The 24,011-nt window shown below is 67.9% G+C and carries 24 protein-coding genes; 14 read left to right on the plus strand and 10 right to left on the minus strand.

The window, feature by feature from the left end; translation table 11 throughout:
- Window positions 1–74: 74 nt before the first annotated feature.
- Both ACZ50Z_RS08565 and ACZ50Z_RS08570 read left to right on the plus strand, forming a co-directional pair.
- Window positions 75–1,919, plus strand: coding sequence for a fatty acyl-AMP ligase (locus ACZ50Z_RS08565; protein ID WP_464483157.1), 1,845 nt, complete (start codon window positions 75–77; stop codon window positions 1,917–1,919).
- A 118-nt stretch (window positions 1,920–2,037) separates the two neighbouring features.
- Window positions 2,038–2,709, plus strand: a complete 672-nt coding sequence (locus ACZ50Z_RS08570) for a hypothetical protein (RefSeq protein WP_464483158.1) — start codon at window positions 2,038–2,040, stop codon at window positions 2,707–2,709.
- Between the two features lie 6 nt (window positions 2,710–2,715).
- Here ACZ50Z_RS08570 and ACZ50Z_RS08575 read toward each other — a convergent pair whose 3' ends face one another.
- Window positions 2,716–3,486 carry an SDR family oxidoreductase gene (locus ACZ50Z_RS08575; RefSeq protein ID WP_464483159.1) on the minus strand — a complete coding sequence of 257 codons (771 nt, stop codon included), beginning with the start codon at window positions 3,484–3,486 and terminating at the stop codon, window positions 2,716–2,718.
- A gap of 59 nt (window positions 3,487–3,545) precedes the next feature.
- On the opposite strand from ACZ50Z_RS08575, the gene ACZ50Z_RS08580 reads away from it, so the two are divergent.
- Window positions 3,546–4,022, plus strand: coding sequence for a nuclear transport factor 2 family protein (locus tag ACZ50Z_RS08580; protein WP_464483160.1), 477 nt, complete (start codon window positions 3,546–3,548; stop codon window positions 4,020–4,022).
- A gap of 33 nt (window positions 4,023–4,055) precedes the next feature.
- On the opposite strand, the gene ACZ50Z_RS08585 is transcribed toward ACZ50Z_RS08580, so the two are convergent.
- The gene (locus ACZ50Z_RS08585) at window positions 4,056–4,823 is read right to left on the minus strand and encodes a DJ-1/PfpI family protein (RefSeq protein ID WP_464483161.1); all 768 of its coding nucleotides are present in this window, start codon (window positions 4,821–4,823) and stop codon (window positions 4,056–4,058) included.
- Between the two features lie 23 nt (window positions 4,824–4,846).
- Entirely contained in the window at window positions 4,847–5,797 is a 951-nt protein-coding gene (locus tag ACZ50Z_RS08590; protein WP_464483162.1) for a GlxA family transcriptional regulator, read from the minus strand.
- A gap of 121 nt (window positions 5,798–5,918) precedes the next feature.
- Here ACZ50Z_RS08590 and tpx point away from each other — a divergent pair, with 121 nt between their 5' ends.
- Window positions 5,919–6,413, plus strand: a complete 495-nt coding sequence (gene tpx / locus ACZ50Z_RS08595; RefSeq protein ID WP_464483163.1) for a thiol peroxidase — start codon at window positions 5,919–5,921, stop codon at window positions 6,411–6,413.
- Window positions 6,414–6,425: 12 nt separating this feature from the next.
- Here the strand turns inward: tpx and ACZ50Z_RS08600 are convergent, their stop codons facing one another.
- On the minus strand, window positions 6,426–7,391 hold the full coding sequence (locus ACZ50Z_RS08600; RefSeq protein WP_464483164.1) for an NAD(P)H-dependent flavin oxidoreductase: 966 nt from the start codon (window positions 7,389–7,391) through the stop codon (window positions 6,426–6,428).
- Window positions 7,388–7,768, minus strand: a complete 381-nt coding sequence (locus ACZ50Z_RS08605) for an NYN domain-containing protein (RefSeq protein WP_464483165.1) — start codon at window positions 7,766–7,768, stop codon at window positions 7,388–7,390. Before ACZ50Z_RS08605 ends, ACZ50Z_RS08600 begins: the two co-directional genes overlap by 4 nt.
- A gap of 118 nt (window positions 7,769–7,886) precedes the next feature.
- On the opposite strand from ACZ50Z_RS08605, the gene ACZ50Z_RS08610 reads away from it, so the two are divergent.
- From ACZ50Z_RS08610 to ACZ50Z_RS08630, 5 genes are all read left to right on the plus strand, one after another.
- Window positions 7,887–8,708, plus strand: coding sequence for an LLM class flavin-dependent oxidoreductase (locus ACZ50Z_RS08610; RefSeq protein ID WP_464483166.1), 822 nt, complete (start codon window positions 7,887–7,889; stop codon window positions 8,706–8,708).
- Window positions 8,709–8,781: 73 nt separating this feature from the next.
- Window positions 8,782–9,966: an acyl-CoA dehydrogenase family protein gene (locus ACZ50Z_RS08615; protein WP_464483167.1), complete on the plus strand. Its 1,185-nt coding sequence runs from the start codon at window positions 8,782–8,784 to the stop codon at window positions 9,964–9,966.
- Between the two features lie 75 nt (window positions 9,967–10,041).
- Window positions 10,042–10,941: an NAD-dependent epimerase/dehydratase family protein gene (locus ACZ50Z_RS08620; protein ID WP_464483168.1), complete on the plus strand. Its 900-nt coding sequence runs from the start codon at window positions 10,042–10,044 to the stop codon at window positions 10,939–10,941.
- Window positions 10,942–11,115: 174 nt separating this feature from the next.
- Window positions 11,116–12,570, plus strand: a complete 1,455-nt coding sequence (locus ACZ50Z_RS08625) for an aldehyde dehydrogenase family protein (protein WP_464483169.1) — start codon at window positions 11,116–11,118, stop codon at window positions 12,568–12,570.
- Between the two features lie 159 nt (window positions 12,571–12,729).
- Window positions 12,730–13,575, plus strand: coding sequence for a class I SAM-dependent methyltransferase (locus ACZ50Z_RS08630; protein WP_464483170.1), 846 nt, complete (start codon window positions 12,730–12,732; stop codon window positions 13,573–13,575).
- A 10-nt stretch (window positions 13,576–13,585) separates the two neighbouring features.
- Here the strand turns inward: ACZ50Z_RS08630 and ACZ50Z_RS08635 are convergent, their stop codons facing one another.
- Window positions 13,586–14,434, minus strand: a complete 849-nt coding sequence (locus tag ACZ50Z_RS08635) for a glycoside hydrolase family 16 protein (protein ID WP_464483171.1) — start codon at window positions 14,432–14,434, stop codon at window positions 13,586–13,588.
- A 137-nt stretch (window positions 14,435–14,571) separates the two neighbouring features.
- Here ACZ50Z_RS08635 and ACZ50Z_RS08640 point away from each other — a divergent pair, with 137 nt between their 5' ends.
- From ACZ50Z_RS08640 to ACZ50Z_RS08660, 5 genes are all read left to right on the plus strand, one after another.
- Entirely contained in the window at window positions 14,572–14,895 is a 324-nt protein-coding gene (locus ACZ50Z_RS08640) for a hypothetical protein (protein WP_464486405.1), read from the plus strand.
- A 318-nt stretch (window positions 14,896–15,213) separates the two neighbouring features.
- A complete protein-coding gene (locus ACZ50Z_RS08645) occupies window positions 15,214–17,538 on the plus strand; it encodes an acyl-CoA dehydrogenase (RefSeq protein WP_464483172.1) in 2,325 nt (774 codons plus the stop codon).
- Window positions 17,539–17,555: 17 nt separating this feature from the next.
- A complete protein-coding gene (locus tag ACZ50Z_RS08650) occupies window positions 17,556–18,926 on the plus strand; it encodes a 4-hydroxyphenylacetate 3-hydroxylase N-terminal domain-containing protein (protein ID WP_464483173.1) in 1,371 nt (456 codons plus the stop codon).
- A 118-nt stretch (window positions 18,927–19,044) separates the two neighbouring features.
- Window positions 19,045–20,232 (plus strand): LLM class flavin-dependent oxidoreductase, encoded by a 1,188-nt coding sequence (locus tag ACZ50Z_RS08655; RefSeq protein ID WP_464483174.1) that lies wholly within the window; start codon window positions 19,045–19,047, stop codon window positions 20,230–20,232.
- Window positions 20,229–21,170, plus strand: a complete 942-nt coding sequence (locus tag ACZ50Z_RS08660; protein WP_464483175.1) for an LLM class flavin-dependent oxidoreductase — start codon at window positions 20,229–20,231, stop codon at window positions 21,168–21,170. The genes ACZ50Z_RS08655 and ACZ50Z_RS08660 overlap by 4 nt, the downstream gene beginning before the upstream one ends.
- Here the strand turns inward: ACZ50Z_RS08660 and ACZ50Z_RS08665 are convergent.
- The 4 genes from ACZ50Z_RS08665 to ACZ50Z_RS08680 form a co-directional block, all read right to left on the minus strand.
- On the minus strand, window positions 21,117–21,887 hold the full coding sequence (locus tag ACZ50Z_RS08665) for an SDR family NAD(P)-dependent oxidoreductase (RefSeq protein WP_464483176.1): 771 nt from the start codon (window positions 21,885–21,887) through the stop codon (window positions 21,117–21,119). The genes ACZ50Z_RS08660 and ACZ50Z_RS08665 overlap by 54 nt on opposite strands.
- Window positions 21,884–22,579: a GntR family transcriptional regulator gene (locus tag ACZ50Z_RS08670; RefSeq protein ID WP_464486139.1), complete on the minus strand. Its 696-nt coding sequence runs from the start codon at window positions 22,577–22,579 to the stop codon at window positions 21,884–21,886. Before ACZ50Z_RS08670 ends, ACZ50Z_RS08665 begins: the two co-directional genes overlap by 4 nt.
- A 1-nt stretch (window position 22,580) precedes the next feature.
- Window positions 22,581–23,222: a carboxymuconolactone decarboxylase family protein gene (locus tag ACZ50Z_RS08675; RefSeq protein WP_464483177.1), complete on the minus strand. Its 642-nt coding sequence runs from the start codon at window positions 23,220–23,222 to the stop codon at window positions 22,581–22,583.
- Window positions 23,223–23,346: 124 nt separating this feature from the next.
- Window positions 23,347–24,003, minus strand: coding sequence for a TetR/AcrR family transcriptional regulator (locus ACZ50Z_RS08680; RefSeq protein ID WP_464483178.1), 657 nt, complete (start codon window positions 24,001–24,003; stop codon window positions 23,347–23,349).
- Window positions 24,004–24,011 lie beyond the last annotated feature (8 nt).

Raw genomic sequence — 24,011 nt, forward strand, 5'->3', positions numbered from 1 at the left:
GCGGCCGCCGCGCTTGGCGTTTGCCCGCCTCGCGGGAACCGGAGCCCATGGGCGGCTTGCCTAGACTTGCGCTCATGGATCACGGTTCCCGACCCGACGCCGGTGTCCCCGGCCTGCTCCGAATCGAGGACTGCCTGGACGCCGACGGCGCTATCGCGCTGCCACCCGGCGTCAACCTGATCACTCTCATCGACCGCAACATCGCCAACGTCGGCGACGCCGTCGCCTATCGCTACCTCGACTACAGCGGCCCGGGGGACGGCAATGCCGAGGAGGTGACTTGGACTCAGTTCGGTGTCCGGCTGGAAGCCATCGGCGCGCGCATCCAACGCCTCGCGGGCCGCGGCGAGCGCGTAGCGGTCGTCGCCCCGCAGGGCATCGACTACGTCGCTGGCTTCTACGCGGCGATCAAGGCAGGAACCATCGCGGTCCCCCTGTTCGCCCCGGAGCTGCCCGGGCATGCCGAGCGCCTGGATACCGCGTTGCGCGACTCGACGCCGACCGTCCTGCTCACGACCACGGCCGCGCAAGGCGCGGTCGAGAAATTCTTAGCCGCCCACCCACACCTGGGCCGGCCGCAGGTGATTGCCATCGACCAGATTCCCGACTCCGCGGGGGACTCGTTCGTGGCGACCGAGCTCGGCATGAACGATGTGTCGCACCTGCAGTACACCTCGGGCTCTACCCGGCCGCCGGTCGGCGTCGAGATCACCCACCGCGCGGTCGGCACCAACCTGGTGCAGATGATCCTGTCGATCGACCTGCTGGACCGAAACACCCACGGCGTCAGCTGGTTACCGCTCTACCACGACATGGGGTTGTCGATGATCGGCTTTCCGGCCGTCTACGGCGGGCATTCCACACTGATGTCTCCGGCCGCGTTCGTCCGTCGGCCGCTGCGGTGGATCCAGGCGATGTCCGACGGCTCGCGACAGGGCAACGTCGTCACCGCGGCGCCGAACTTCGCCTACGAGTGGGCGGCCCAGCGCGGCCTGCCCGTCGACGGCGAGGACATCGATCTTCGCAACGTCGTGATGATCATCGGCTCCGAGCCGGTCAGCATCGACGCGATCAGGACCTTCAACAAGGCGTTCGCGCCATACGGGTTGCCCCGCACCGCGTTCAAACCGTCCTACGGCATCGCCGAGGGAACGCTGCTCGTCGCGACCATCGCGCCGGCGGCCGAAGCGACGGCGGTGTACTTCGACCGCGAACAGCTGGGCGCCGGGCGTGCGGTGCGCGTTCCCGCGGACGCTCCCAACGCCGTCGCTCAGGTGTCATGCGGACAGGTGGCACGCAGCGAATGGGCCGTGATCGTCGACCCCGGCAGCGCAGCCGAATTGCCGGATGGCGAGGTGGGCGAAATCTGGTTGCAGGGCAACAACATTGGCCGCGGATACTGGGGACTGCCCGAGGCAACCCGGCGGGCCTTCGGCGCCGAGCTGCGATCGCGACTCGCCGAGGGCAGCCATGCCGGCGGCGCCGATCTCCAACGCCCGTGGCTGCGCACCGGCGATCTGGGCGTGTACCTCGACGGGGAGCTCTACGTGACGGGACGGACGGCGGACCTTGTCACGATCGACGGCCGCAACCACTATCCGCACGACATCGAGGCGACCGTCGCGGAGGCGTCCCCGCTGGTTCGGCGCGGATACGTGACGGCGTTTGCCGTACCGGCCGAAAAGAACCCGGGCGCCGACCGGCTCATCGTCGTCGCCGAACGTGCCGCCGGCACCAGCCGTCAGGACCCCGCGCCGGCGATCGCGGCGATCCAGGACGCGGTCTCGCAGCGACACGGTCTGACCGTCTCGGACGTGCGCCTGCTGCCGGCCGGAGCCATCCCGCGGACAACCAGCGGCAAGCTGGCCCGTCGGGCATGCCGCGCCGAATACCTCGGCGGCGGCCTGGGCGCCCACTGACGTGGCCGGGCGCCCTCTCGTGGCGCCGAGTGTGGGTCCCGGGTACGGGGATTGGCCGGGATTCGTCCATAACCCCCACACGCGGCGGCGGCCGCCGCCCTGATGGCATCCTGGCCGTGTGGGCTTGCTATTCCGGTTGGCGGAGCTGCTGATCGTCATCTTGCCGCTGACCGGTGCGATCGTGGCCGCGGTGCGCGCGTTCGGCGCTTACCGGCGGCGCGCCGACGAGCATCCGCCGGAAGCCGATCGAACGCCACTACCCGACGCGTCCACCGGCGCCGCGAACAATCACGCGGCCCAGTGGCGTGCCATCCGGCGCGTCCTCGACGAGCACGCACGCACCGACGACCGCTGGCTCGAGTACGAACTCGACGTCGCCAAGCTGCTGGACTTTCCGGTCATGACCGACATGCGCGATGCGCTGACGGTCGCGTTCCACAAGGCCAAACTCCGCGCCGACTTCCTGCGGCCCGGCAAGGCCGAAGATCTCCTCGACGATCGCGAAGCCGCCGCGCAATACATGGCCGCCGTCGAGGATTACGCGACCGCGTTCAACGCCGCGGAGGCCGAAGCGATGCGCCGACGCCGCAACGACTTTTCCCGCGCGGACCAACAACGGATCGCGCGCGCGCAGAGCCTGCTGCGGGTGGCGGGCGACCCCGCGGCGGCCGCGCAGGAACGCCAGCGCGCCTACGAGGTGGCCCGGCACGAACTCGACGGCCTGCTGGTGCTGCCGTCGGGCACCCAGGCCAACATCGAGCGCGGGATCTCCGGCGAGCTCGAGCGGTGATGCACGCTACGGGCAGCTGTATCCGCCGTCGATCACCAGGTCCGAACCGGTCATGTAGCTGGACGCCTCGCTGGCCAGATACAGGTAGACGCCGGTGAGTTCCTCGGGCCGGCCGATGCGGCCGAGCGGAATCTTGGGCTCCCACCGGCGGTGATACTCCTCGAGCGGCTCGACGAGTTCGGTGAGGATGTAGCCGGGGCTGACGCTGTTGACCCGGATCTGGTGGGGCGCGAATTCGACGGCCATCGCCTTGGTCAGGTGGATGACGGCCGCCTTGGAGGCGCAGTAGTGGCCAACCTGCTGCGGGACGTTGATGATGTGGCCCGACATCGAGGCCGTGGTGATGATGGCGCCGCCTCGTCCCTGCCGGACCATCGCCCGGGCGGCCGCCTGGGCGGTGAGGAAGACTCCGGTCACGTTGGTGTCCTGGATGCGCTGGAAGTCTTCCGGCGACATCTCCAGCATCGGGATGACGGCGATGATGCCGGCGTTGCACACGGCGATGTCGATGCCACCCAACTCCGCGACCACCCGGTCCACCATGGCGGCCACCTGGTCCGGTTGCGTCACGTCACAACGGATCGGCACCAGCCTGCCGTCCCCGTCCGCGCCCAGCTCGCCGGCGATGCGTTGCAGGGCTTCGAAATTCCGCGCCGCAATGGCCACATCGGCACCGGCTTGCAGATACGCCTGGGCCACCTTCTTGCCGATGCCGCTGGACGCCCCGGTCACCAACGCGCGCTTGCCGCGCAAGTCGAACAGGTCGCACACGTTCATTCGATAACCCTATTCGCAACCGGCAACCTAAAACCGAAACACGTTCTAATGTGTCCGCCATGGGCAAATTCACCAGGGCGGAAATCGACAGGGCCGTCGAGAACTACACCAAGGTCGTCGAGGGGTGCAGCGCGTCGGGCGACTGGCGCCCGTTCGCGGATCTGTTCACCGAAGACGTCGTCTACACCGAGCATCACTACGGGGTCTTCCACGGCCGCGAGGCGGTCCGGGACTGGATTGTCGCGGTGATGGCGCCGTTTCCGCACATGCGCTTTCCCAACGACTGGATCGCCCACGACGAGGACAACGACGCAGTCGTCGTCATGATCAAGAACCTGCTGGACCACCCCACCGATCCGGACGGCGAACCGTTTTGGTTCCCCAACTGGACCCGGCTGGTCTACGCCGGCGACGGCCTGTTCTCCAGCGAGGAGGACATCTACAACCCCGACCGTGACGCGCCCCGTGTCGTCGCGGCCTGGATGCAGGCCGGCGGGCAGCTCGCCACGACCGAGATCCTGCAGCCCAACGCCTAGCGCCCTATCGCCGAGCGTGCGGTGTGCGACGCATCACCGGCGTGTCGAGTCGTGAATCGCACACTCGGCGTTGGTATTCGACCGCCTGCGCCGGCGTGACCGCACCTTGCCCAGCGCCTGGTCCCAGGCCAGCAGGGTCGTGGCCTTGACGTTGGCCGGCTTCACACTGTCCTTGGACAGCAGCGCGGTCGCCGCGGCCTTCGTGGCCGCCGACGCCTTCGACATGTGGCCCGAGTCGAATGGTGGCTGCGGGTCGTATTCGAGTGCGAGTTGAATTGCCCTGGCGCGGTTTTCGCCGCCGATCTGCCCGGCCAGCCACAACGCGAGGTCGAGTCCGGCGGACACGCCCGCGCTGGTGACGATGTCGTCTTGATGCACGATCCGTTCGTCGGCCACCGGGACCGCACCGAACGCCTTCAGCGCGGGAATCGTCAGCCAGTGCGACGTCGCCCGCCGCCCTTCCAGCAGGCCCGCGGCCGCCAGGATCACCGAGCCCGAACACACCGACGCTGTCCAGCTCGCACTGCGGTGCGCGCGACGCAACCAGTCGAGCAGCGCGTCGTCGCGGGCATGAACCGGGGTCGACGGGCCGCCCGGGACGAGAATCACGTCGGGAGAAGGTGTTTCGGCCAGTGAGTGCGTGGCGCCGATGACGAGCACGCCGGAGTCGGCGGTGATCGGCCCGGCGTCGTGCCAGACGAACCGCACCTCGGCGCCCGGCAGGTTGCGCAACACCTCATAGGGGCCGATCATGTCCAGCGCGGTGAATCCGGGATAGGCCACGATGGCGATTTGGGTCATCTGAGACATCCTTCCTTTTTCCTTCAAGCGAACGCCTTGCGGTACTGGTCAGGCGAAATACCCACGCGGCGAAGGAAATTGCGGCGCATGGTCTCCGCGGTACCGAAGCCGCACCGGGCGGCGATCGCGACGACGGTGTCGTCGCTCTCCTCCAACTGGCGGCGCGCGGCCTCGGTGCGGATGCGCTCGACGTACTGGCCGGGAGCCTCGCCGATTTCGGCGGTGAACACCCGCGTGAAGTGCCGCGGGCTCATCGCGGCCCGGCGGGCCAACTCGTCGACGGTGTGTGGGCCGCCCGGCTCGGCCTCGATCGTTTCCTGCACCTCGCGGATCGAGTCGCGCCTGGCCCGGGGCATCCATACCGGCGCCGCGAACTGCGTCTGCCCACCGGGGCGGCGTAGATACAGCACGAGCCAACGCGCCACCGTCTGGGCGACCTCGGTGCCGTGGTCCTCCTCGACCAGCGCGAGCGCGAGGTCGATGCCCGCCGTGACCCCCGCGGCGGTCCATACGGTGTCCGAGGTGCGGACGAAGATCGGGTCGGCGTCGACTTCGATGGCGGGGAACTCGCTCGCCAGGCGTTCGGCGAAGGCCCAGTGCGTGGTCACGCGCTGCCCGTCCAGCAGGCCCGCCTCGGCGGCCAGGAACGCGCCCGTGCAGACCGTCACCATGCGCCGGACATGTCCGGCGACGGCCTTGACCCATGCGACGAGCTCGGCGTCGGCGCGCGCCGTGTCGACGCCGGCGCCGCCGGGCAGCACGACCGTGTCGATCCGCTCGCCCGGATCTGGCAACGGCGTCGCGACGAAGGCCAGCCCGGTGACCGTCGACACCGGTTGCCCGTCGACCGAGGCCACCGCGACGTCGTAGCTGCCGCCCGTCAACAGCGATGCGGTCGTGAACACGTCGTGCGGCCCGATCACATCGAGCGCCTGCACGCCGGGATACCCGGCGATCACCACCTTGCGAGGCATGAACCCAGTGTTCGACACATCGGGGTGTGTCGTCTACGCCATGTACCCCACGAATCAGGACACGGGGACCTGCACGCACCCTGCCCCCGGGCGCCCGGGGCGGTGTTGGCAGACTGTGCGCATGGCACAAATAACGTTGCGTGGAAACCCGATCAACACAGTCGGCGAGCTGCCTGCCGTCGGATCCAAAGCCCCGGGCTTCAGTCTGGTCGGCGGCGATCTGGCCGCGGTCAGCAGTGAGCAGTTCGCCGGTAAGCCCGTGGTGCTCAACATCTTTCCGTCAATCGACACGCCGGTGTGCGCGACCAGCGTGCGGACCTTCAACGAGCGCGCCGCCGGGGCCGGGGCGACCGTGGTGAACGTCTCGAAGGATCTGCCGTTCGCCCAGGCGCGATTCTGTGGCGCCGAGGGCATCGAGAACGTCAAGACCGGCTCCGCCTTCCGGGACAGCTTCGGCGAGGACTACGGCGTCACCCTCAGCGACGGCCCGATGGCCGGGCTGCTCGCGCGGGCCATCGTGGTGATCGGCGCCGACGGCAACGTCGCCTACACCGAACTGGTGCCCGAGATCGCGCAGGAGCCCAACTACGACGCTGCGCTGTCCGCGGCCGGCTGACCTTCCGGAACGCTAGGCGCCCTCGCCGACCGTCCCGAGGCGGTCGGCGGTGGCGGCCAGCGCCTCTCGGCACCCTTTCCACATCTGCTCGATGATGACGGCGGCCGGCGGCAGGTCGTGGATGCGGCCGGCCACCTGGCCGGTGTTGGCGACGCTGGCGTCCAGGTCGCCGTCGAAGTAGAGCCGCTGCACGCGTTGCAGCGCCGCGGCGCCCTCGCCGGCCGACGTCGCGGCGTCCAGCCGCTCGGCGGCGGGCGTGCGGATGACGCGCATCATTCGTTTGCCGTCGAGGGGGAGCAGGACCGTACCCGTCTCGTCGGCGTCGACGACCGCTTGCTTGAGGTTGCCGTGCACGGGGGAGTCCGCCGAGGCCAGTAGCCGCGTGCCCATCTGCACCGCCTCGGCGCCCAGGACGAAAGCGGCCGCCATCGATCGGGCGTCGCAGATCCCGCCGGCGGCCACGATCGGGACGTCGACGTGGGCCGCCACCAACGGCAGCAGCACCATGGTGGAGGCACCGAAGCGGTTCTTGAACCCACCGCCCTCCACGCCTTCGACCACGAGCCCGTCCACCCCGGCGTCGACCGCCTTGCGCGCCGCGGCCAAGGTGCCCACCACGTGGAAGACCGTGATGCCCGCGTCGTGCAGCCGACCGGTGAACAGCGAGGGGTCGCCGGCCGAGGTGGTCACGAACCGGATGTCATTGGCGACAAGCAAATCCAGCATGGCGGGATCGCGATTGAACAGCAGCGCGATGTTGGCGCCCACGGCGCCGTCGGTCAGGTCGCGCACGCGGTGCAGGTCGGCTCGGCCCTGATCCGAGGTGGTCTCGATGATTCCCAGCGCACCGGCGTTGGACACCGCCGCGGCCAGCCGGGCCCCGGCGATGTAGGTCATCGGCGCCTGCATGATCGGGATGTCGATGCGCGCGAGCGCGCAGACCCGATTGGTCGCGGGGGCCGGGTCGCCGGTGGTCATCGGTCGCGAGGATCGACGAGGTCGCGAAAGCTTTCCGACCGGTGGACGGACGCGCCCAGGCTTCGCACCCGTTCGGTCAGCGCACGGTCGGACGTCACCACGCGAATGTCGTGCGGCGCAGCGTCGGCCGCCACCAGCCGGACGATCTCGTCGTCGGCCGAATTCGCGGCCGCCCTGGGCGCGTGCGCAATCTCGACCACCGGCGACGCGATGGCCGTCGACGGCGGTCGTTCAAAAACCACTGTCACCTTTTCTCCTTGACTCGAGGCCCATCGATTCAGCCTTTCCACCAATGCGACCATCGCGCCGTTGCGGTCCTTCCACCAACCATCGGGACGGCTGCCGATCACATTCATGCCGTCGACGATCCAGCGCACGAATACACGGTAGGGGACGGCCCTGGCTCCAGGGCCGCGTTCGCAATGTCGCGAGTTCTTCGGTTCGCCCCGTTAGCATTGCCCGGGGGCGAACCGACGAGAAGGTGAAACTGACGCGATGCTGGCGGGTTTCTATATTCCCAATTTCGGCTGTTGCGGCGACGCGAACGTGCTGGCTGAACTCGCGCGAGAAGCCGAGAGTGCCGGCTGGGATGGCATCTTCATCTGGGATCATCTGCAAGTCATCGAGCCGACCGTGGATCCGTGGATCGGGTTGGCCGCAATGGCGTTGGCCACCGATCGCATTCGGATAGGCACGCTGGTCACGCCGATACCGCGGCGGCACATCGCAAAACTTGCCCGCGAAGTCAGCACACTGGACCAGCTTTCGCACGGTCGGGTGATCCTCGGCGCCGGAGCCGGATACGCCGCACTTCCGGACTACTCGGCGTTCGGTGATGACGGCGATGCCAAACAGCGCGCCGCCAAGCTCGACGAAGGCCTCGACGTCCTCGCGGCATTGTGGAGCGGAAAACCCGTCGACCACTCCGGCCCGAATTTCACTGTCAAGACCGAGGGATTCGCGCCGCCCGTCCAGCGCCCGCGGGTTCCGGTGTGGACGGCGGCCACACTGGCCGCCACCAAACCGCTGGCCCGCGCCGCGCGTTGGGATGGAATGATCTGCGCCGACCGGTACGGCCTGGAGGTCGAGCCGGCAGACCTGCACAACATGGTGCGCGCCGTGAAAACACTGCGCCGAGAGCACGATTCGACGTTCGACATAGTCCGCTTCGGCCAGACCGCACACGCAGCGGACCATGCGACGGTGACCGCGTGCGCGGAGGCCGGCGCAACCTGGTGGATGGAGTACACCTTTCCGACAATCGATTCGCTGGAGGCGACGCGTGAACGCCTTCACGCAGGTCCGGCTCGTCCCTGACGCGGTGGCGGTTGGTACGGTCACCGGGTATCAGCGCTTCCGCTGACGCTCGCACGATGATGGGAGTGGGCCGATGACCTCGATCGCCGACACCGAAGACCGGGTTGTCGCGCTGGCGCGCGGCATGCGCGAGCTGGTGGCTGACCAGGCCGCCGAATCCGAACGCCTGCGCACCTTGACCCCGGCGATCGTCGATGAGATGTGGGCCAGCGGGCTGATGTCCGCGTTCAACCCGGTCGCCGCGGACGGTGTCGAGCCGTCGTTCACCGAGATGATCGAGACCTGGATCGAAATGGCCTGGCAGGACGGCTCATTCGGCTGGGTGGGGATCGCCAACCTGCCGTCGTCCTTCGCTGCCGCGGCGTACCTGCCGGACGAGGGCTTCGCCGAGGTGTTCACCGCCAACGACAACCGGGTCACCATGGGCGGCCAGTTCTTTCCCAACGGACAGGGCGCCGCCGTCGACGGCGGTTACGTAATCACCGGGGCGTGGAACTTCGGTTCGGGGGTCGGGCACTCGCAATACGTCGCGGCCGGATTCCTGCCGACCGACAACGGCGAGATGCGCTGGATCAGTGAGGGTTTCCCCGAGATGCGCGTCGCCATCATTCCCCGCTCCGAGATCAGCTTCAACGACGGCTGGTTCGTCCAAGGACTCAAGGGAACCGGTTCCTACGACTACAGCGCCGCCGAGGTGTTCGTCCCCTCCGGCCGCACGTTCGAACTGTTCACGCGGCGGCCGCAGCGCGGCACGTCGCCGGCCACCCGGATGGGGTTGATGCCCGTCACCGCCGCCGGACACGCGTCGTGGGCGCTGGGGGTGGCCAAGAGCATGCTCGACGACGTGCAAGAGCTGGCCGCGACGAAGTTCCGGATGAGCGACATGGCGTCGCTGGCCAGCCGCCCGACCTTCCAGAAGGGGCTGGCGCACCACCGCGCGGCCTGGCGCGCGGCCCGGCTGCTGGTGCTCGACGCGTTCACCACCGCCGAGGCCGCGGTGGCGTCGGGGGAGGAACTGACAGCGGGCCTGCGTGCGGACATGCGGGTGGCCGCCGTCTACGCCACCGACACCGCCCGAGCCTGCGCCGAGTGGGCGCACCTGGTCGCCGGGACCAGCTCGATCCGGGAGGGCAGCCGGCTCGAGCGCGCGTTCCGCGACATCTACACCGGAACCCAGCACGCCTTCATCAGTGAGAAGGTGGCCATCGACGTCGCGCAGATATGGCTGCGCATCATCGACGACCAGCCCGGGTTGTGATTCGCCGCCATCCCGCGCCGGCGAACGTTGACGGATCCACTGACGGCCGATCGGCTGCTCGCTAGCATTGCGCCCATGCGCGGCAACAAGATCCTGATCACCGGCCCGACCGGTCAAATCGCGACCCCGATCGCCCGGGCGCTCGCGACCGACAACGAAGTGTGGGGAATCGCCCGCTTCACCGACTCCGGCGGCCGGCAAAGCCTCGAGGCGGCCGGAATCCGATGCGAGACGGTGAATTTGGCGTCCGGCGACTTCACCGGTCTGCCAAAGGATTTCGATTACGTCCTCAACCTGGCGGTGGCCAAGAGCGGCAGTTGGGACAAAGACCTGGCGGCCAACGCGGAGTCGGTCGGCCTGCTCATGGCCCACTGCCGCGAGGCCAAGGCCTTCCTGCATTGTTCGTCGGCCGCCGTCTACGACCCACCCGGCGACGACCCGCGCAGCGAGCGCTCCGCCCTGGGGGACAACCACAAGCCGCTGTTCCCCACCTATTCCATCTCCAAAATCGCCGGGGAGGTGGTCGCCCGTTCGGTGGCGCGGGTGATCGGACTGCCCACCACGATCGCCCGCCTCAACGTCCCCTATGGCGACAACGGGGGGTGGCCGTTCTACCACATGGAGATGATGCTGGCCGGCATCCCGATTCCGGTCCCGCCCGGTGAACCCGCCCGCTACAACCCGATTCACGAGGACGACATCATCGCCACCATCCCCAAGCTGCTGGAGGTCGCGTCGGTCCCGGCGACCACGGTCAACTGGTGTGGCGACCAGACCGTGAGCCTGCAGGAGTGGTGTGACTACCTCGGCTCACTGGTCGGCAAGGAGCCGATCTTCGAGGCGAGCGAACAAGCGCTACGCGGCAATCCCACCACCATCGACCGGATGCACGAGCTCATCGGCGGCACCACGGTCGACTGGCAGGAGGGAATTCGTCGCATGGCGGCCAAGTTTCACCCCGAACTGGTGGCCTAGCTGCGCCCAGCGCCGACCCGTCGCGGCGATCCCGTGAAGTAGTCGCCGACAACGCGAGGTTCGGCGGCCCGCCACCGGCCGCTTGACCAGCCGTGTGCAGAATGCTAAGCAAGTGCTCAGCACTGAGCGCATTCGGCGCTGGGCGCGACGACTGGCCAGACGGAAAGGGATCAGATGACTGTGCAGGCGGTACTGGACGACATTCGAAAGCGCCCGGGAACGGGTGACGTCATCACGGTCATCGATCCCGCGACCGAAGAGGCGATCACCGAGTTCACCGACTGCGGCCAGGAAGCGGTCAACGACGCCGCCGCGCGGGCGAAGCAGACGTTCGAGTCGGGTGTCTGGTCCGATCTTCCCGGCCGCGAGCGGGCCAAGATCCTGTGGCGGATCGGGGATTTGATTGACGAACATGCCGAAGAGTTCGCCCAACTCGACTCCCTGAACACGGGAATGCCCTTGATGCAGGCCCAGTTACAGATGTCCACCTGTTCGGAGTTCTTCCGCTACTACGCCGGTTGGTGTTCGAAGATCAACGGCGTCGCCTACGACGTGAAGACCGACGGCATCGCGACCGACAACTACGTCAACATGCACGCCTACACGCTCAAAGAGCCGTACAGCGTGGTGGGCCTGATCTTCCCGTGGAACGGCCCGATCTTCAACGCCAGCGCCAAGCTCGCGCCCGCCCTGGCCGCGGGCGGCAGCCTGCTCGTCAAGCCCGCCGAGGAGACGCCGCTGTCGGCGCTGTTGTTGGACAGGCTCATCCACGAGGCCGGTGTGCCCGAGGGCGTCGTCAACCTGCTCACCGGTTACGGGCACACCGCGGGCGCCGCGATCACCGCGCACCCCGACGTCCAGAAGGTCGCCTTCACCGGCTCGACCGAGGTCGGCAAGGAGATCGTGCGTGCCTCGGCGGACAACCTGAAGAAGGTCACACTCGAACTCGGCGGCAAGTCGCCGGTGCTGATCTTCGACGACGCCAACCTGGACAACGCCATCATGATGGCGTCGCTGGGCATCTTCGTGCACTCCGGCCAGGGCTGCGTGTGCGGGTCGCGTATCTTCGCCCAGCGCGGCGTCTACGACCGGGTCGTGGAAGGCATTGCCATGATGGCGAATTCGTTCAAGCTGGGCGCCCCCAGCGAGGAGGGCTGCGTCAGTGGCCCGCTGATCAGCCAGAAGCAGCTGAACCGGGTCATGGGGTTCATCGACGAGGGCAAGAACGACGGCGTGGAAGTGGTCACCGGCGGCCACCGCCTGGACCGTAAGGGTTACTTCGTCCACCCGACGGTGCTCACCAACGTCGACCCGGGCATGCGGCTCTACCAGCAGGAGATCTTCGGGCCGGTGGTCACCATCCTGCCGTTCGACGACGAAGACGAGGCCGTGGCCCTGGCCAACGACACCACCTACGGCCTGGCGGCCACCGCATGGACGGAGAACCTCGGTCGGGCGCACCGGATCATGAGGCGGCTGCAGGCCGGCAGCGTTCAGGTCAACTGCCAGTTGGTCTTCGACCACGATGTGCCATTCGGCGGCTACAAGCAGTCCGGCTGGGGCCACGAGTTCGGCAAAGAGGGCCTGGAGATCTACCTCAAGACGAAGTCGGTCTGGGCGCAGCTCTAGAACCATCGGGGTAATCACGCGGCGCGGGCTAGCCCGACGCGCGAGAGTGCAACTGCCGACACGTTTCCCGAGAGAGACCGTCGACAGTCGCACTCTCGCGCGAAAGCTGCGGGGGAGGGCCCGTCCGTCGGGCGGCGACGAAGCTGCTATAACGCACCTATGTCAGGCGCCGCGCACGCGATTACCCATGTTTCCGATACGGCCCGGTGGACGGCGTTGCACCGGGCAACCGAATCGGCCCGTCCCGACGCGTTGTTCAGCGATCCGCTCGCCGGACTGCTCGCCGGTGAGCACGGGCGCGCGATCGTCGACAACGTGCCCCGCACGACCCGCAACGGCTGGTGGCTGGTCGCGCGGACCAAGATCATCGACGACGCGATCGCCGACGCGATCGCCAACGGATGCGACCGGGTGCTGAACCTGGCCGCCGGGTTGGACACCCGGCCGTATCGGTTGGACCTACCGCCCGACTTCGTCTGGGTCGAGGCGGATCTGCCGAAGCTCCTCGCCGAAAAGACGGAGGCACTGGCCGAGCAGGTACCGCGCTGCCCCTTGACGCGGGCCGCCGTCGACCTCGCCGACCCGCAGGCCCGGGACGCCTTCCTGAACGAGGCGCTCGACGGGGCGACGAAAGCGCTGGTGCTGACCGAGGGCCTGTTGATGTATCTGAACGACGCTGACGTGACCGCCCTTTCCGCGGCGATCAAGCGGCCCGAGGTCCACTGGTGGATGCTCGACTTCGCCGGGCCCGGTTTGAAGAAGATGATGAACAAGAAAATGGCGGGCATGTTGCAGAACGCGCCGTTCAAGTTCGCACCCGAGAACGGGCTGGCCTATTTCGAAAGTCTCGGCTGGCGCACCGCCAACGTAGAGGCGCTGTATCTGGCCGCTCACCGGATGCATCGCCTGCCGCTGGTGATGCGCCCGCTTGCGTGGCTGCCGCAGCCAGATCCGCGCCACCCGGGTGGCAGGGCCTGGAGCGCGACCGCCCTGCTGACGCACTGAGCGCGCCCGTCTACCAGACGCGGATCCAGTCGATGAGCATGTCGGCGGGGTAGGTGCCGGGGCCCGGATCTTCGCCGCCCGATCCGGCCACTGCCAGGTTGAAGACCGGATAGACCGTGTAGCCCGCACCGTTGAACGGCCAGTCCGGCAGCGAGCTCGCCGGCACGTCGAAGTAGGGCGCGGCGCCGTCGGTGTAGTCCTTCCAGAACCGGATGCCCGCCTCGTCCCACTGCGTGCGCCAGGTATGCCAGGCGCTGTCCACGGCGATGTTGTGCGTCTTCCATTCGCCGCCGTTGGCCTTGGCGTGCACGGTGGTGGCCGACGGCCACTTGCCGTTGCCGTACCACTCCATGACGTCGATCTCGCCCTGATCGTCATTGCCGAGCCAGTAGGCGGGCCAGGCGCCGGCGGTCAGGCAGTTGAGCTTGATCCGGGCTTCCCAGGTGTGGCCGACGCCGCCGCGCCACAGGCTCTGAACCTTGCCGCTGTAGTAGGTGGGCCCGTCCTTGGCGGCGCGCAGGACCAGGTTGGACTTCCCGTCGAGGAAAACGTTCCGGCGATCATCGCGGTACTGGCCGATGTTCTCGGGTCGCTCCCAATAGGTCGGGTCCTTGATCGTCTCGCGGGCCTTGGCCACCGCCCATTTGGTCGCGTCGGGTGCCGAACCGGCCGGGCCGTCGAATTCGTCGGCGAAAATGTAGGTCCCGGACTGGCCGCTGGGCGCGGCAGGCGCCGGTATCCGCCCGGCGGGCGCGTCCCGTCCGGCCGGGGAGGCCCAGGTTTTCGGGGCCGGCAGCGCGGCCGCCAGCACGCCGATCCCGGTCGTCAAAATCATGCGGCGGCGATCGATCTCCGGCATAAGCAAGGGACCCTAGCAGCCGACCGTGCGCGACGTTAAACGGGAATTGTCGGACCCTGCCGCTATGGTTCGGATCGCGGTCGGCCCAGCACGGGTGGCGGCACAACAGTGGCATACGGACAAGGGTTTAGGAATTCATGGCCAATTCTCACCTTGGCGAATGGTTTGGTCTCAGGATTCGGCGGGCATTCTGGAATCACGATCCGATAACCACTGTCCTAGCTTTTGCGGGTGGTCTGAGAGGAGTGACGATCGTGGCGAATACCCAAGAAGGCACGGTTATCTTCCTTCAATCCCATCCGGTATGGGCCGCCGCCCAACGCCGTGAACGCGAACGGAGCGAAGCGATGCGTCGCCACCCGGCGTTTCGCGCCCGTCAGCGCGCCGCGGCCTCGGGCAATGAAGTGGTTCCGCTGATCCGCAATTTCCGGGCCTACTCGAGCACTAACACCCCGGCCTAATTTTCTTTTCGAATCGCCGCGCGACGCCTTTGGCGTTTTGCCCGGCGGCCGGTGGCCTTACCCTCGCGATCGGTTTGAATCCGTATGCCGAAAGACTGTGCCATCGGCAGCGTATAAGCCCCGGCGGCCGGAACCGCGCCTTCGACGCCGATGAGCGCCGCTACCGCGGGGCTGGGCACCGCCGTCACCGGGGCCGCCGCTCGACGCCGATCCCAGGCGGCGCCGCTCGGCCGGATTGCATACAACAAAGGGCATGCAACCGTTGACGACTGGTGAATGGTCATTGACACCTGTCAAATCGGCTCTACTGTATACAAAATGGCCGTCTCGCTCGATGCGCTGTCGTCCGCCTCCGAACTCGACGACCTCCGCGACATGGTGCGCAAACTCGTCGCCAAACACCTTCCCCTGGACCAGATGCGACACGCCGATCCGGCGTCGGCGCGGCAAGCCGGGTGGGCAGCGCTGGCCGACCTGGGATTGCTCGGCATCGCCGTTCCCGAGCACTACGGCGGCAGTGGCGCCGGCCTGGCCGAGCAGGTCATCGTCTGCGAAGAACTCGCGCGGGAGCTGGCGGCCGTACCGTTTCTGCCCACAGCCTGCCTTGCCGTCGAGGCGCTGTTGGCCTCCGGAGACGACTCAGCCCGCACGGAGCTGCTGCCCGGGCTGGCCGCCGGCGCGCTGACCGCGACGCTTGCCCACGGCGCTGCCCGGGCCGAACGGCGGGGGAGGTCCTGGGCGATCACCGGCGACTTTCACCACGTCCCCGATGGCGCCGACGCTCAGGTGGTGTTGCTCGCTGCGGAGACGGACGGCGGCCCAACGCTTTACGCGGTGACCGGGCCCGATGGCGTGCACCGGGACCGACTTTCCACCCTGGACGGCACCCGCGGCCTCGCCAACCTCCGGCTGGTTCAGGCGACGGGCCGCCGGGTCGGTGCGGTGGGAGCGGCCGGGTCGGTCCTGGCCCGGGTGCGCCTGCGGGCGACGGCACTGCTGGCCGCCGAGCAGGCCGTGCTGGCCGAACACTGCGTCGCGCTCACCAAGCAGTACCTGCTGGATCGCCGGCAGTTCGGCCGGCAGATCGGTTCGTTTCAAGCGCTCAAGCACCGCCTCGCCGATGCCACGGTGCGCGCCGAATTGTGCGCCGGCAGCGCCTGGTACGCGATCCGACAGCTGGCCGACGGCGCGGCCGACGCGGAGTTCGCCGTCACGGTGGCCGCGGCCGCATGCGGAGAGGCCGCCGTGCAAAACGCGGCCGAGATGATCCAGCTGCACGGCGGAATCGGCTACACGTGGGAGCATGTCGCGCACCTGTACCTGCGTCGCGCCAAGGCCAATCAGTACCTGTTCGGGACGCCGTCAGCACTACGTAACCGGCTCGGCAGCGCGGTAGCCGAAAACCGTTCGACGGCAACCGAATCCGTATCGGCGGTCAGGCAAGGCGGATCGCCGGCTCTCGACGACCTGAACCGGTGGCTGGCCGACAACCTGACCGACGAGATCGTCGAGGATCACGCGGCGCCGCCACCCGGCGCGAAATACTCACCGTTGCGCCGAGACTGGTATCGCCGTCTCGGCGACGCAGGCTGGGCCACGCCGACGTGGCCGACCGAATACGGCGGCCGGGGCCTTGGGCGCGACGAGGGCGGGGCCGCCGTGGAGGAGTTGCGCCGCCGCGGGGTCGACCGGCCCGAAAAGGATTTCGTCGGGGTGTGGCTGGCCGGGCCGACCATCTTGCAGTGGGGTACCGACGAGCAACGCGATACCTACCTGCGCCCGCTGGCACGCGGAGAACACCGCTGGTGTCAACTCTTCAGCGAGCCCGGCGCCGGGTCGGACCTGGCGTCGTTGTCGACCTCGGCGGTGCCGCTCGATGATGACCGCTGGCTGGTCAACGGGCAGAAGATCTGGAGTTCATTCGCCAACACCGCCGACTTCGGGCTGCTGATGGCCCGCACCGATCCGACGTTGCCCAAACACGCCGGCATCACCTACTTCCTGCTCGACATGCGCACCCCGGGTGTGGAGGTGCGTCCGCTGCGGCAGATGACGGGCGATGCCGAATTCAACGAGGAATTCAACGAGGTCTTCCTGACCGACGTCGTGGTGCCGGATTCGGCGCGACTCGGCCCGCTGAACGACGGCTGGAAGGTCGGCATCAGCACGTTGATGCAGGAGCGCAACAGCCTCACCGGCCCGCCCGTCGTCGGCCCGGGAGTCGCCGATGAGCTCATCGGCGAGGCGGTGGCAAGCGGAGCATGGCAGGACGCCGATATACGGGATCGTTTGCAGCACATGCTCGTCGACGAGCGCGCGCTACAAAGCGCCGGCTTCCGCGCCAGCGTCGCCGCGGACCGCAATCCCGGGGCCATCGACTCCATTCGCAAACTCGTCAGCGCGGACCTGCATGAGCGGGCGGGGCGCGTCCGCATCGATCTGCGGCCCGAGCTGACGATCGGCTGGGCGGCCGACGCCGAAATGCCAGCCGGCACACGGTCTTTCCTGGAGATGAAGAAGTACTGCATCGCGGGGGGCACCTCGGAGATCCAGCGCAATATCATCGCCGAGCGGGTGCTGGGGCTGCCCCGCGAGGCCGATCCCGACCGTGACAAGCCGTTCAACCAGCGGACCAGTCGATAGAGGAGAACGCAGCGACCATGATGACCGGCGAGCAGTACAAGAACTCACTACGAGACGGGCGGCGCATCTATCAGGACGGCAAGCTGGTCGCCGACATGGACACCGATCCGTTACTGGCGCCGGCGCTGGACGCGGTGGCCGCCGGATACGACGAGTACTACCGGCCGGACGCCGACGCGGTGAACCCGCTCGTGGAAGCGCCGCGCAGCGTGGCGGAGCTGCGCGAGAGGGTACCCATCCTCACCAGCATGGACCTGCTGCTCAACGTCACCTACCAGTCGTTGATGACACTCGTGGTGGCCGCGGCGCGACTGGCCGATGCCCACCCCGAGTTCGTCGCCCGCATCAATGCCTATGTCGCACAGGCCCGCCGGGACGACATCCGCATCGCCGAGTGCATCACCGACTCCAAAGGCGACCGATCGAAGGCGCCGTCCGCGCAGGACGACGCCGACCAGTACGTGCGCGTGGTGGAGCGCCGCGACGACGGCGTGGTGATCCGGGGCGCCAAACTGCACATCAGCGCCGCACCGTTCGCCCATCACCTGATGGTGATGCCGACCAAGTCGATGAAGCCGGGGGAGGAGGACTACGCGATCGCGTGCGCGGTACCGGTGAACGCCCCCGGGGTGCACGTGATCAGCCGCACCGTCCAGGCCCGCGGCGGCGACGAGCGCGACTACCCGGTGAGCGCGCGGCGCAGCATGCCCGACGGATTCGTCATCTTCGACGACGTGTTCGTCCCGCACAAACACGTGTTCCTCGACGGCGTCGCGGCGCAGGCCGGGATCTTCGCGCACTCCCTGGGCCTGTGGGAGCGCCTCGGCGGCACCGCGGTGATGGTGGAACAGGCCGACGAGATGGTGGGCCTGGCCCAGTTGATGGCCGAAGCCAACGGGACCGCCCGGGTGTCACACATCCGGGAGAAGATCGACGAGATGATGATCCACGCCACCAACTTGCGGGCAGGCATGGAGGCCGCGATCAGCAACGCCCACACCACACCCGAGGGCTACTACTATCCGGACGACCTGTACACGAACGCAACGAAATACCTTGGCGCGGCGAACTTCAACCTGATGGTCCGGCATCTGCACGACATCGCCGGGGGCGGGGTGATCACCACGCCGTCGATGGCGGACCTGGACAATCCGGACGTCGGCCCGCAGCTGCGCAAGTATCTGACCGGTGCATCCGATGTGTCCGGGGACGCCCGCGCCAAGCTGTTCCACGCCATCCGCGACACCACGGCCGATTCCTACGGCGGCTGGCATCTGGTGACCAACGTGCAGTCCGGGGGCGGACTTTTCGCGCAGCGCCTCGTCACGCGCAAGCACTACGACATGGAACGCGCCAAGCGCCTGGCGCGGCACGCGGCGGACCTCTGACCGCCGGAGGGCAACACCGACGTCGCCTCTCGGGAAACGCGTCGGTGACTACGCTCGCGCGGCCGAAAGGCACAAGCACCACCTTGCATGAACGTGAACGTAGACGTAGATTCACCTCATGCGCTTTGGTGTCTTCATCGCGCCGTACCACATGGTCGGCGACAATCCGACGCTCGCCTTCGAGCGTGACCTGCAACTAGTCGAGGCCGTCGACAACCTCGGCTACGAGGAGGCCTGGTTCGGCGAACACCATTCCGGCGGAACGGAAATCATCGGAGCGCCAGACCTCATGATCGCGACGGCCGCGGCCCGCACCAAACGGATCCGGCTCGGCACCGGCGTGGCCTCCCTGCCGTACCACCACCCCTTCATGTTCGCCGACCGCATGGTGCAACTCGACCACCTCACGCGCGGACGCTTGATCGTCGGCGTCGGCCCGGGCGCGCTGCCCGGCGACGCATACATGATGGGCATCGAGACCACGCGACAGCGGGACATGATGCTCGAGTCCCTGGACGCGGTGCTGGAACTGTGGCGAGACGAAGCGCCGGTCAACCGGGAGACCGACTGGTTCACCCTGCGCGACGCCCGGTTGCAGCTGCGCCCGTACAGCAAACCCAACATCGAGGTCAGCGTGGCGGTGACGGCCTCGCCCTCCGGTCCGGTGGCGGCGGGCAAGTTCGGCATCGGACTGCTCTCCATCGCGGCCACCCAGAAGAAGGCCTTTGACGCGCTGGCCCGCAATTGGCGCACCGCAACCGAAACCGCCGCCGCGCACGGGACCACGGTGAGCCGCCAGGGCTGGCGGATGTGCGGGCCGATGCACATCGCCGAATCCGAGGAGCAGGCCCGCAAGGAGGTCGAGATCGGCCTGGCGCAGTGGGTGGACTACTTCCAGAATGTCGGGGCGATACCGATTTTGGGCGACTTCGATCCCGGCGAGGACATCGTGGCCGCGGTCAACGAGACCGGCGTGGGGGTGATCGGCACCCCCGAGATGGCGATCGAGCAGCTACGCCGGCTCGAGAAACAATCCGGTGGCTTCGGCACCTACCTGCTGATGGCGCACGAGTGGGCCAACCGCGAGGCCACACTGCGTTCCTACGAGCTGTTCAGCCGCTACGTCATGCCGGTGTTCCAGGATTCCCTCGAACCGCTCGAGCGCAGCCGCGACTGGACGATCTTCCACCGCGAAACCCTGATGGGCAACATCACCAACGCGATCGTCGGTGCCACACAACAATTCCTGGAAGAGCGCCAGGCTCGTCGCCGCGCCGAGAACGAAACCCTGCACGCAAGCCGGTGATCGACTTCGGGGCGCTGCTGTTTCCCAATACCGCCTGGGCCACGCTGGTGGACCGCTGCGAACGAGCAGAAGAGTTGGGCTTTCGTAGCCTGTGGATCGACGATCATGGCGTCAATCCGCAAGCGCCCAGGTCGAATTGGTTCGAAGCCTTCACCACGCTGGCCGGCCTGGCCAACTGCACCCGGCGCATCTTGCTGGGCCCGCTGGTCTCCAACATCATCCTGCGGCACCCGGTGGTGCTCGCCCGCCAGGCCGCCACCATCGAATGCATGTCGGGCGGGCGGTTGCAACTGGGACTCGGCGCCGGTTACGCCCCCACGGATCACGAATTCGTCGGCACCGACCCCTGGTCGCGCGACGAGCGTGCGGCGCGGTTCGCCGAGGCGGTCGAATTGATCGACGGGCTGCTGCGCGCCGATCCGGTCGACTACTGCGGCGCCTACTATCAAGCCCGCGGCCTGCGGTTGCGGCCCGCACCCCTGCAGCGGCCCCGGCCGCCGATCTGCGTTGCCGCACACGACCGTTCGAGCCTGCGATTGGTCGCCCGGTTCGGCGACATCTGGAGCTCGTTCGGCGGCTGGGGGTTGTCGTCGCAGCGGCTGATGCAGATCACCGCACGGCGGTCGGCAGCCCTCGACGAATTCTGTGCCGAATCGGGCCGCGACGCCTCGACCATCCGCCGACAGCTCCTGGCCGGCAATCCCGCGACCACCCCGGATCCCATCTGGTCGTCGACGCAGGCGTTCGACGACTGGGTGGCCGGTTGGCGGCAGGTGGGCATCGACGAAATCGTGCTGTACTTCCCGCCGGAACTGCTCTACGAGCCCGACCTGATCGACCCCGCCGTAACCGAGCACCTGCGCGGCCTGCTGTTCGCGCGCCGCTCAGGTGATCAGGGCGCCACCGTCAACGGGCAACACGGCCCCGCTGACGAATGAGGCGGCCGGGCTCGCCAGGAACAGGACCGCGGCGGCGACCTCGTCGGGTTCGCCCAGCCTCGCCGCGGGCACGCGGGTCGCAACGAATCCGTCGTTGAAGCCGTCCGGGGTGAGTTTGGTCAGGCCGGTCGACAGGAAGCCGGGCGCCACGGCATTGACTCGAATTCCCTTGCGGCCGGTCCACTGCCGGGCCAGATCCCGGGTCAGGCCGAGCAGCCCCGCCTTGCTCGACACGTAGCCGGCCTGCGGCAGCGATGTCGTCGTCAGCCCCAGGATGCTGCTGATCATCACCACCGCCGAACCGGGGCGCATCAACCGTCCGCACGCCTGGCTCATCCAGTATGCGCCCATGAGGTTCACCTCGATGGTGCGCCGGAACTGGTCGGGCTCTTCGCGCGTCGCCGGCGCAGCGGTACCCACGCCGGCATTGTTGACCAGCACGTCCACGCTGCCGAACCGGTCTAGCACCTGGCTCGTTGCGGTCGTGCAGGATTCGGGTTCGGCCACGTCGACCTGAAAGGCGGTGGCGTCGATGCCGTCGTCGCGCAGCGCGGCGCACCTGGTTTCGATATCGCCGACACGCCGGCCCGCCAATGCGATTCGCGCCCCCGCGGCTCCGAGCGCCCGCGCGATCGCCACGCCGAGTTCGGACGTTGCCCCGGTGACCACGGCGACGCGCCCGTCCAACCGGAACCGCTCACCGACACCGGCCGTCACGAAGCGTGCGTTTCGGTCTCGCGTCCCTGTTGCGACCGCAACGCCAGCAGGGAATCGCGGCCCTGCAGGATGTGCTCGGCCATCAATGCGCCGGCCCGCTGTGATTCGCCGTGCGCGATCGCGTCGCGCACCATGCGGTGGAACAGGTTGGACCGCTCACGCTCCTGTCGCGTTTGATGCCGAAACACCTGATACACCAAGGGGATATCAACGGCGTGCTCCAGCAGCGCGGACAGCCGCCGATGCTGTGCGCCCACGACGATCGCCTGGTGAAAGGCACTGTTGGCGGCGGTGATACGGCGCAAGCCGGCATCGGGCGAGCCGCCGGACATCAGTTCGACACCCGCGTCGAACTCGGCGATCGCGGCGTCGAGGGCCGCGACACCGTCAGCCCCCATCCGCGTCGCCGCGCGCTCGGCCGCCAATGATTCCAGTCGCGCCCGCAGCTCATACTGGTCGCGGATATCGGTGTCGGACATCGTCGCGACGATGGCACCGCGGTTGCGTTCGATGGTGACCAGGCCGTCGGCGGCCAAGGCCCGCAACGCCTCTCGCACCGGCGTGCGGGATAGCTCGAACATCTCTCCGATGCGCTGTTCGACCAACCGCGAGCCCGGCTCGAACTCGCCTTCGGCGATGGCGCGCCTGATCAGCCGGTACGCCAGCTCCGAACGGCCATCCATCTCGCCCATGTCAGTCACGCCCAGAGGTCGCGGCGCCGATGTCGAGCACACCGCCGCCGTCCGGGTCGGCGACCTCAACGGTTGGGTCGTCGACGTCGTCGAATTCCAGCCGCAGCGCCCGGGACATGATCGCGTGCATCACGTACATCGTGGTGGTGTAGGTGAATTCGAGGATCTCGGTGTCGGTGAAGACCTCCCGCATCTGGTCCATCAGCCGCTCCGGCACCCGACCATGGTGTCCCGCAAGGCAGTCGGTGTAGGCCAGCAACAGCCGCTCGGTCTGGTCGAAACAGTCGGCGGTCTGCCAGGACGGGATGGCCGCGATCTTCTCCTCGGACAATCCCGCCGACCGGCACGCCTTGCAGTGTTGCGAGAAGACGAACTGGCTGCCGACCACCCAGCCCGCCCGGATCTGGCCCAGCTCACGATGATCGGCGCGGATGGACACCTCTTCGCGGTACAGGCGGAAACCGCGCACGGCGTGACGAAGGGCGGCGGGGGACTGCGCCATCACCGTCCACCAGTTGCCGGGGGTGCCGCCGACGGTGCCCGGTTCGGCCACGGGATCTCGGTCGCCGAACATGAAGTCGTACATCTTCAGGGTGAACTCGTCGGTGACCTCGCCCCGGGGGATCGGCTCCAGACGCGGCATTGCGACTCCTCTCGGTTGGCGGGTCGGTCGGGCAGCGCTGCAGATTGCATTCAATCCCAGGATCCGTCCACGCGTCAACGCAGCTCGCGACGGGCTACGCGGCGCGATTGCGTACAGTCTGGGGTCAGGGGCGCAGGCCGGAGAGCACCATGGCGGCGAAGGCGTCGCCGATCTCGCTCAGGGAATTGCGACCCCCGGGCACATACCAACGGTGGATCCAGTTGTGCATGCCCAAAATGCCGAGCATCGCCAGCCGCGGGTCCAGGTCCGAGCGGAACACCTCGCCCGCGACGCCCTCTTCGATGATCGCCAGCAGCGTCTTGCCGTAGGCGTCAGCGTTGGAGACGATGCCCTGGGCCTCCGGAATGGTTGCGATGTGCTGGGATTCGCCGAACAGCAGGAAGAGCTCGGGATAGGCGGCGAGGTCGCTGATGTAGGCACCCAGCGCGCGGCGCAACTTCTCGTCCGGCGCGGCGTCCGACTCGAGCGCTTCGCGGCAGTGCCGGGTCATTTCGTAGGCCGGCTGTTCGATGAGCGCGACGAGCAGCTCCTCTTTGGTGCCCACGTAGTAGTACAGCGAGGCGCGATTGATGCCCACCTCGACGGCGACATCCTCAAGCCTCGCCCGGGCGAAGCCCTCGCGGAGGAAGACCTCCGTCGCGCCCTTGAGGATCGTCTGCCACCGCTCGTTGGACGCGCGGCGGTCGGCATTGCGTCGCTCATGGCGACGCCGAGCGTTGTCGCTCTGCTGGCGTGCGGCTGGAATCGTCGGCCTCCTCATGTGACGAG

It is taken from the genome of Mycobacterium sp. NTMscope_MAC_269, assembly GCF_976985695.1.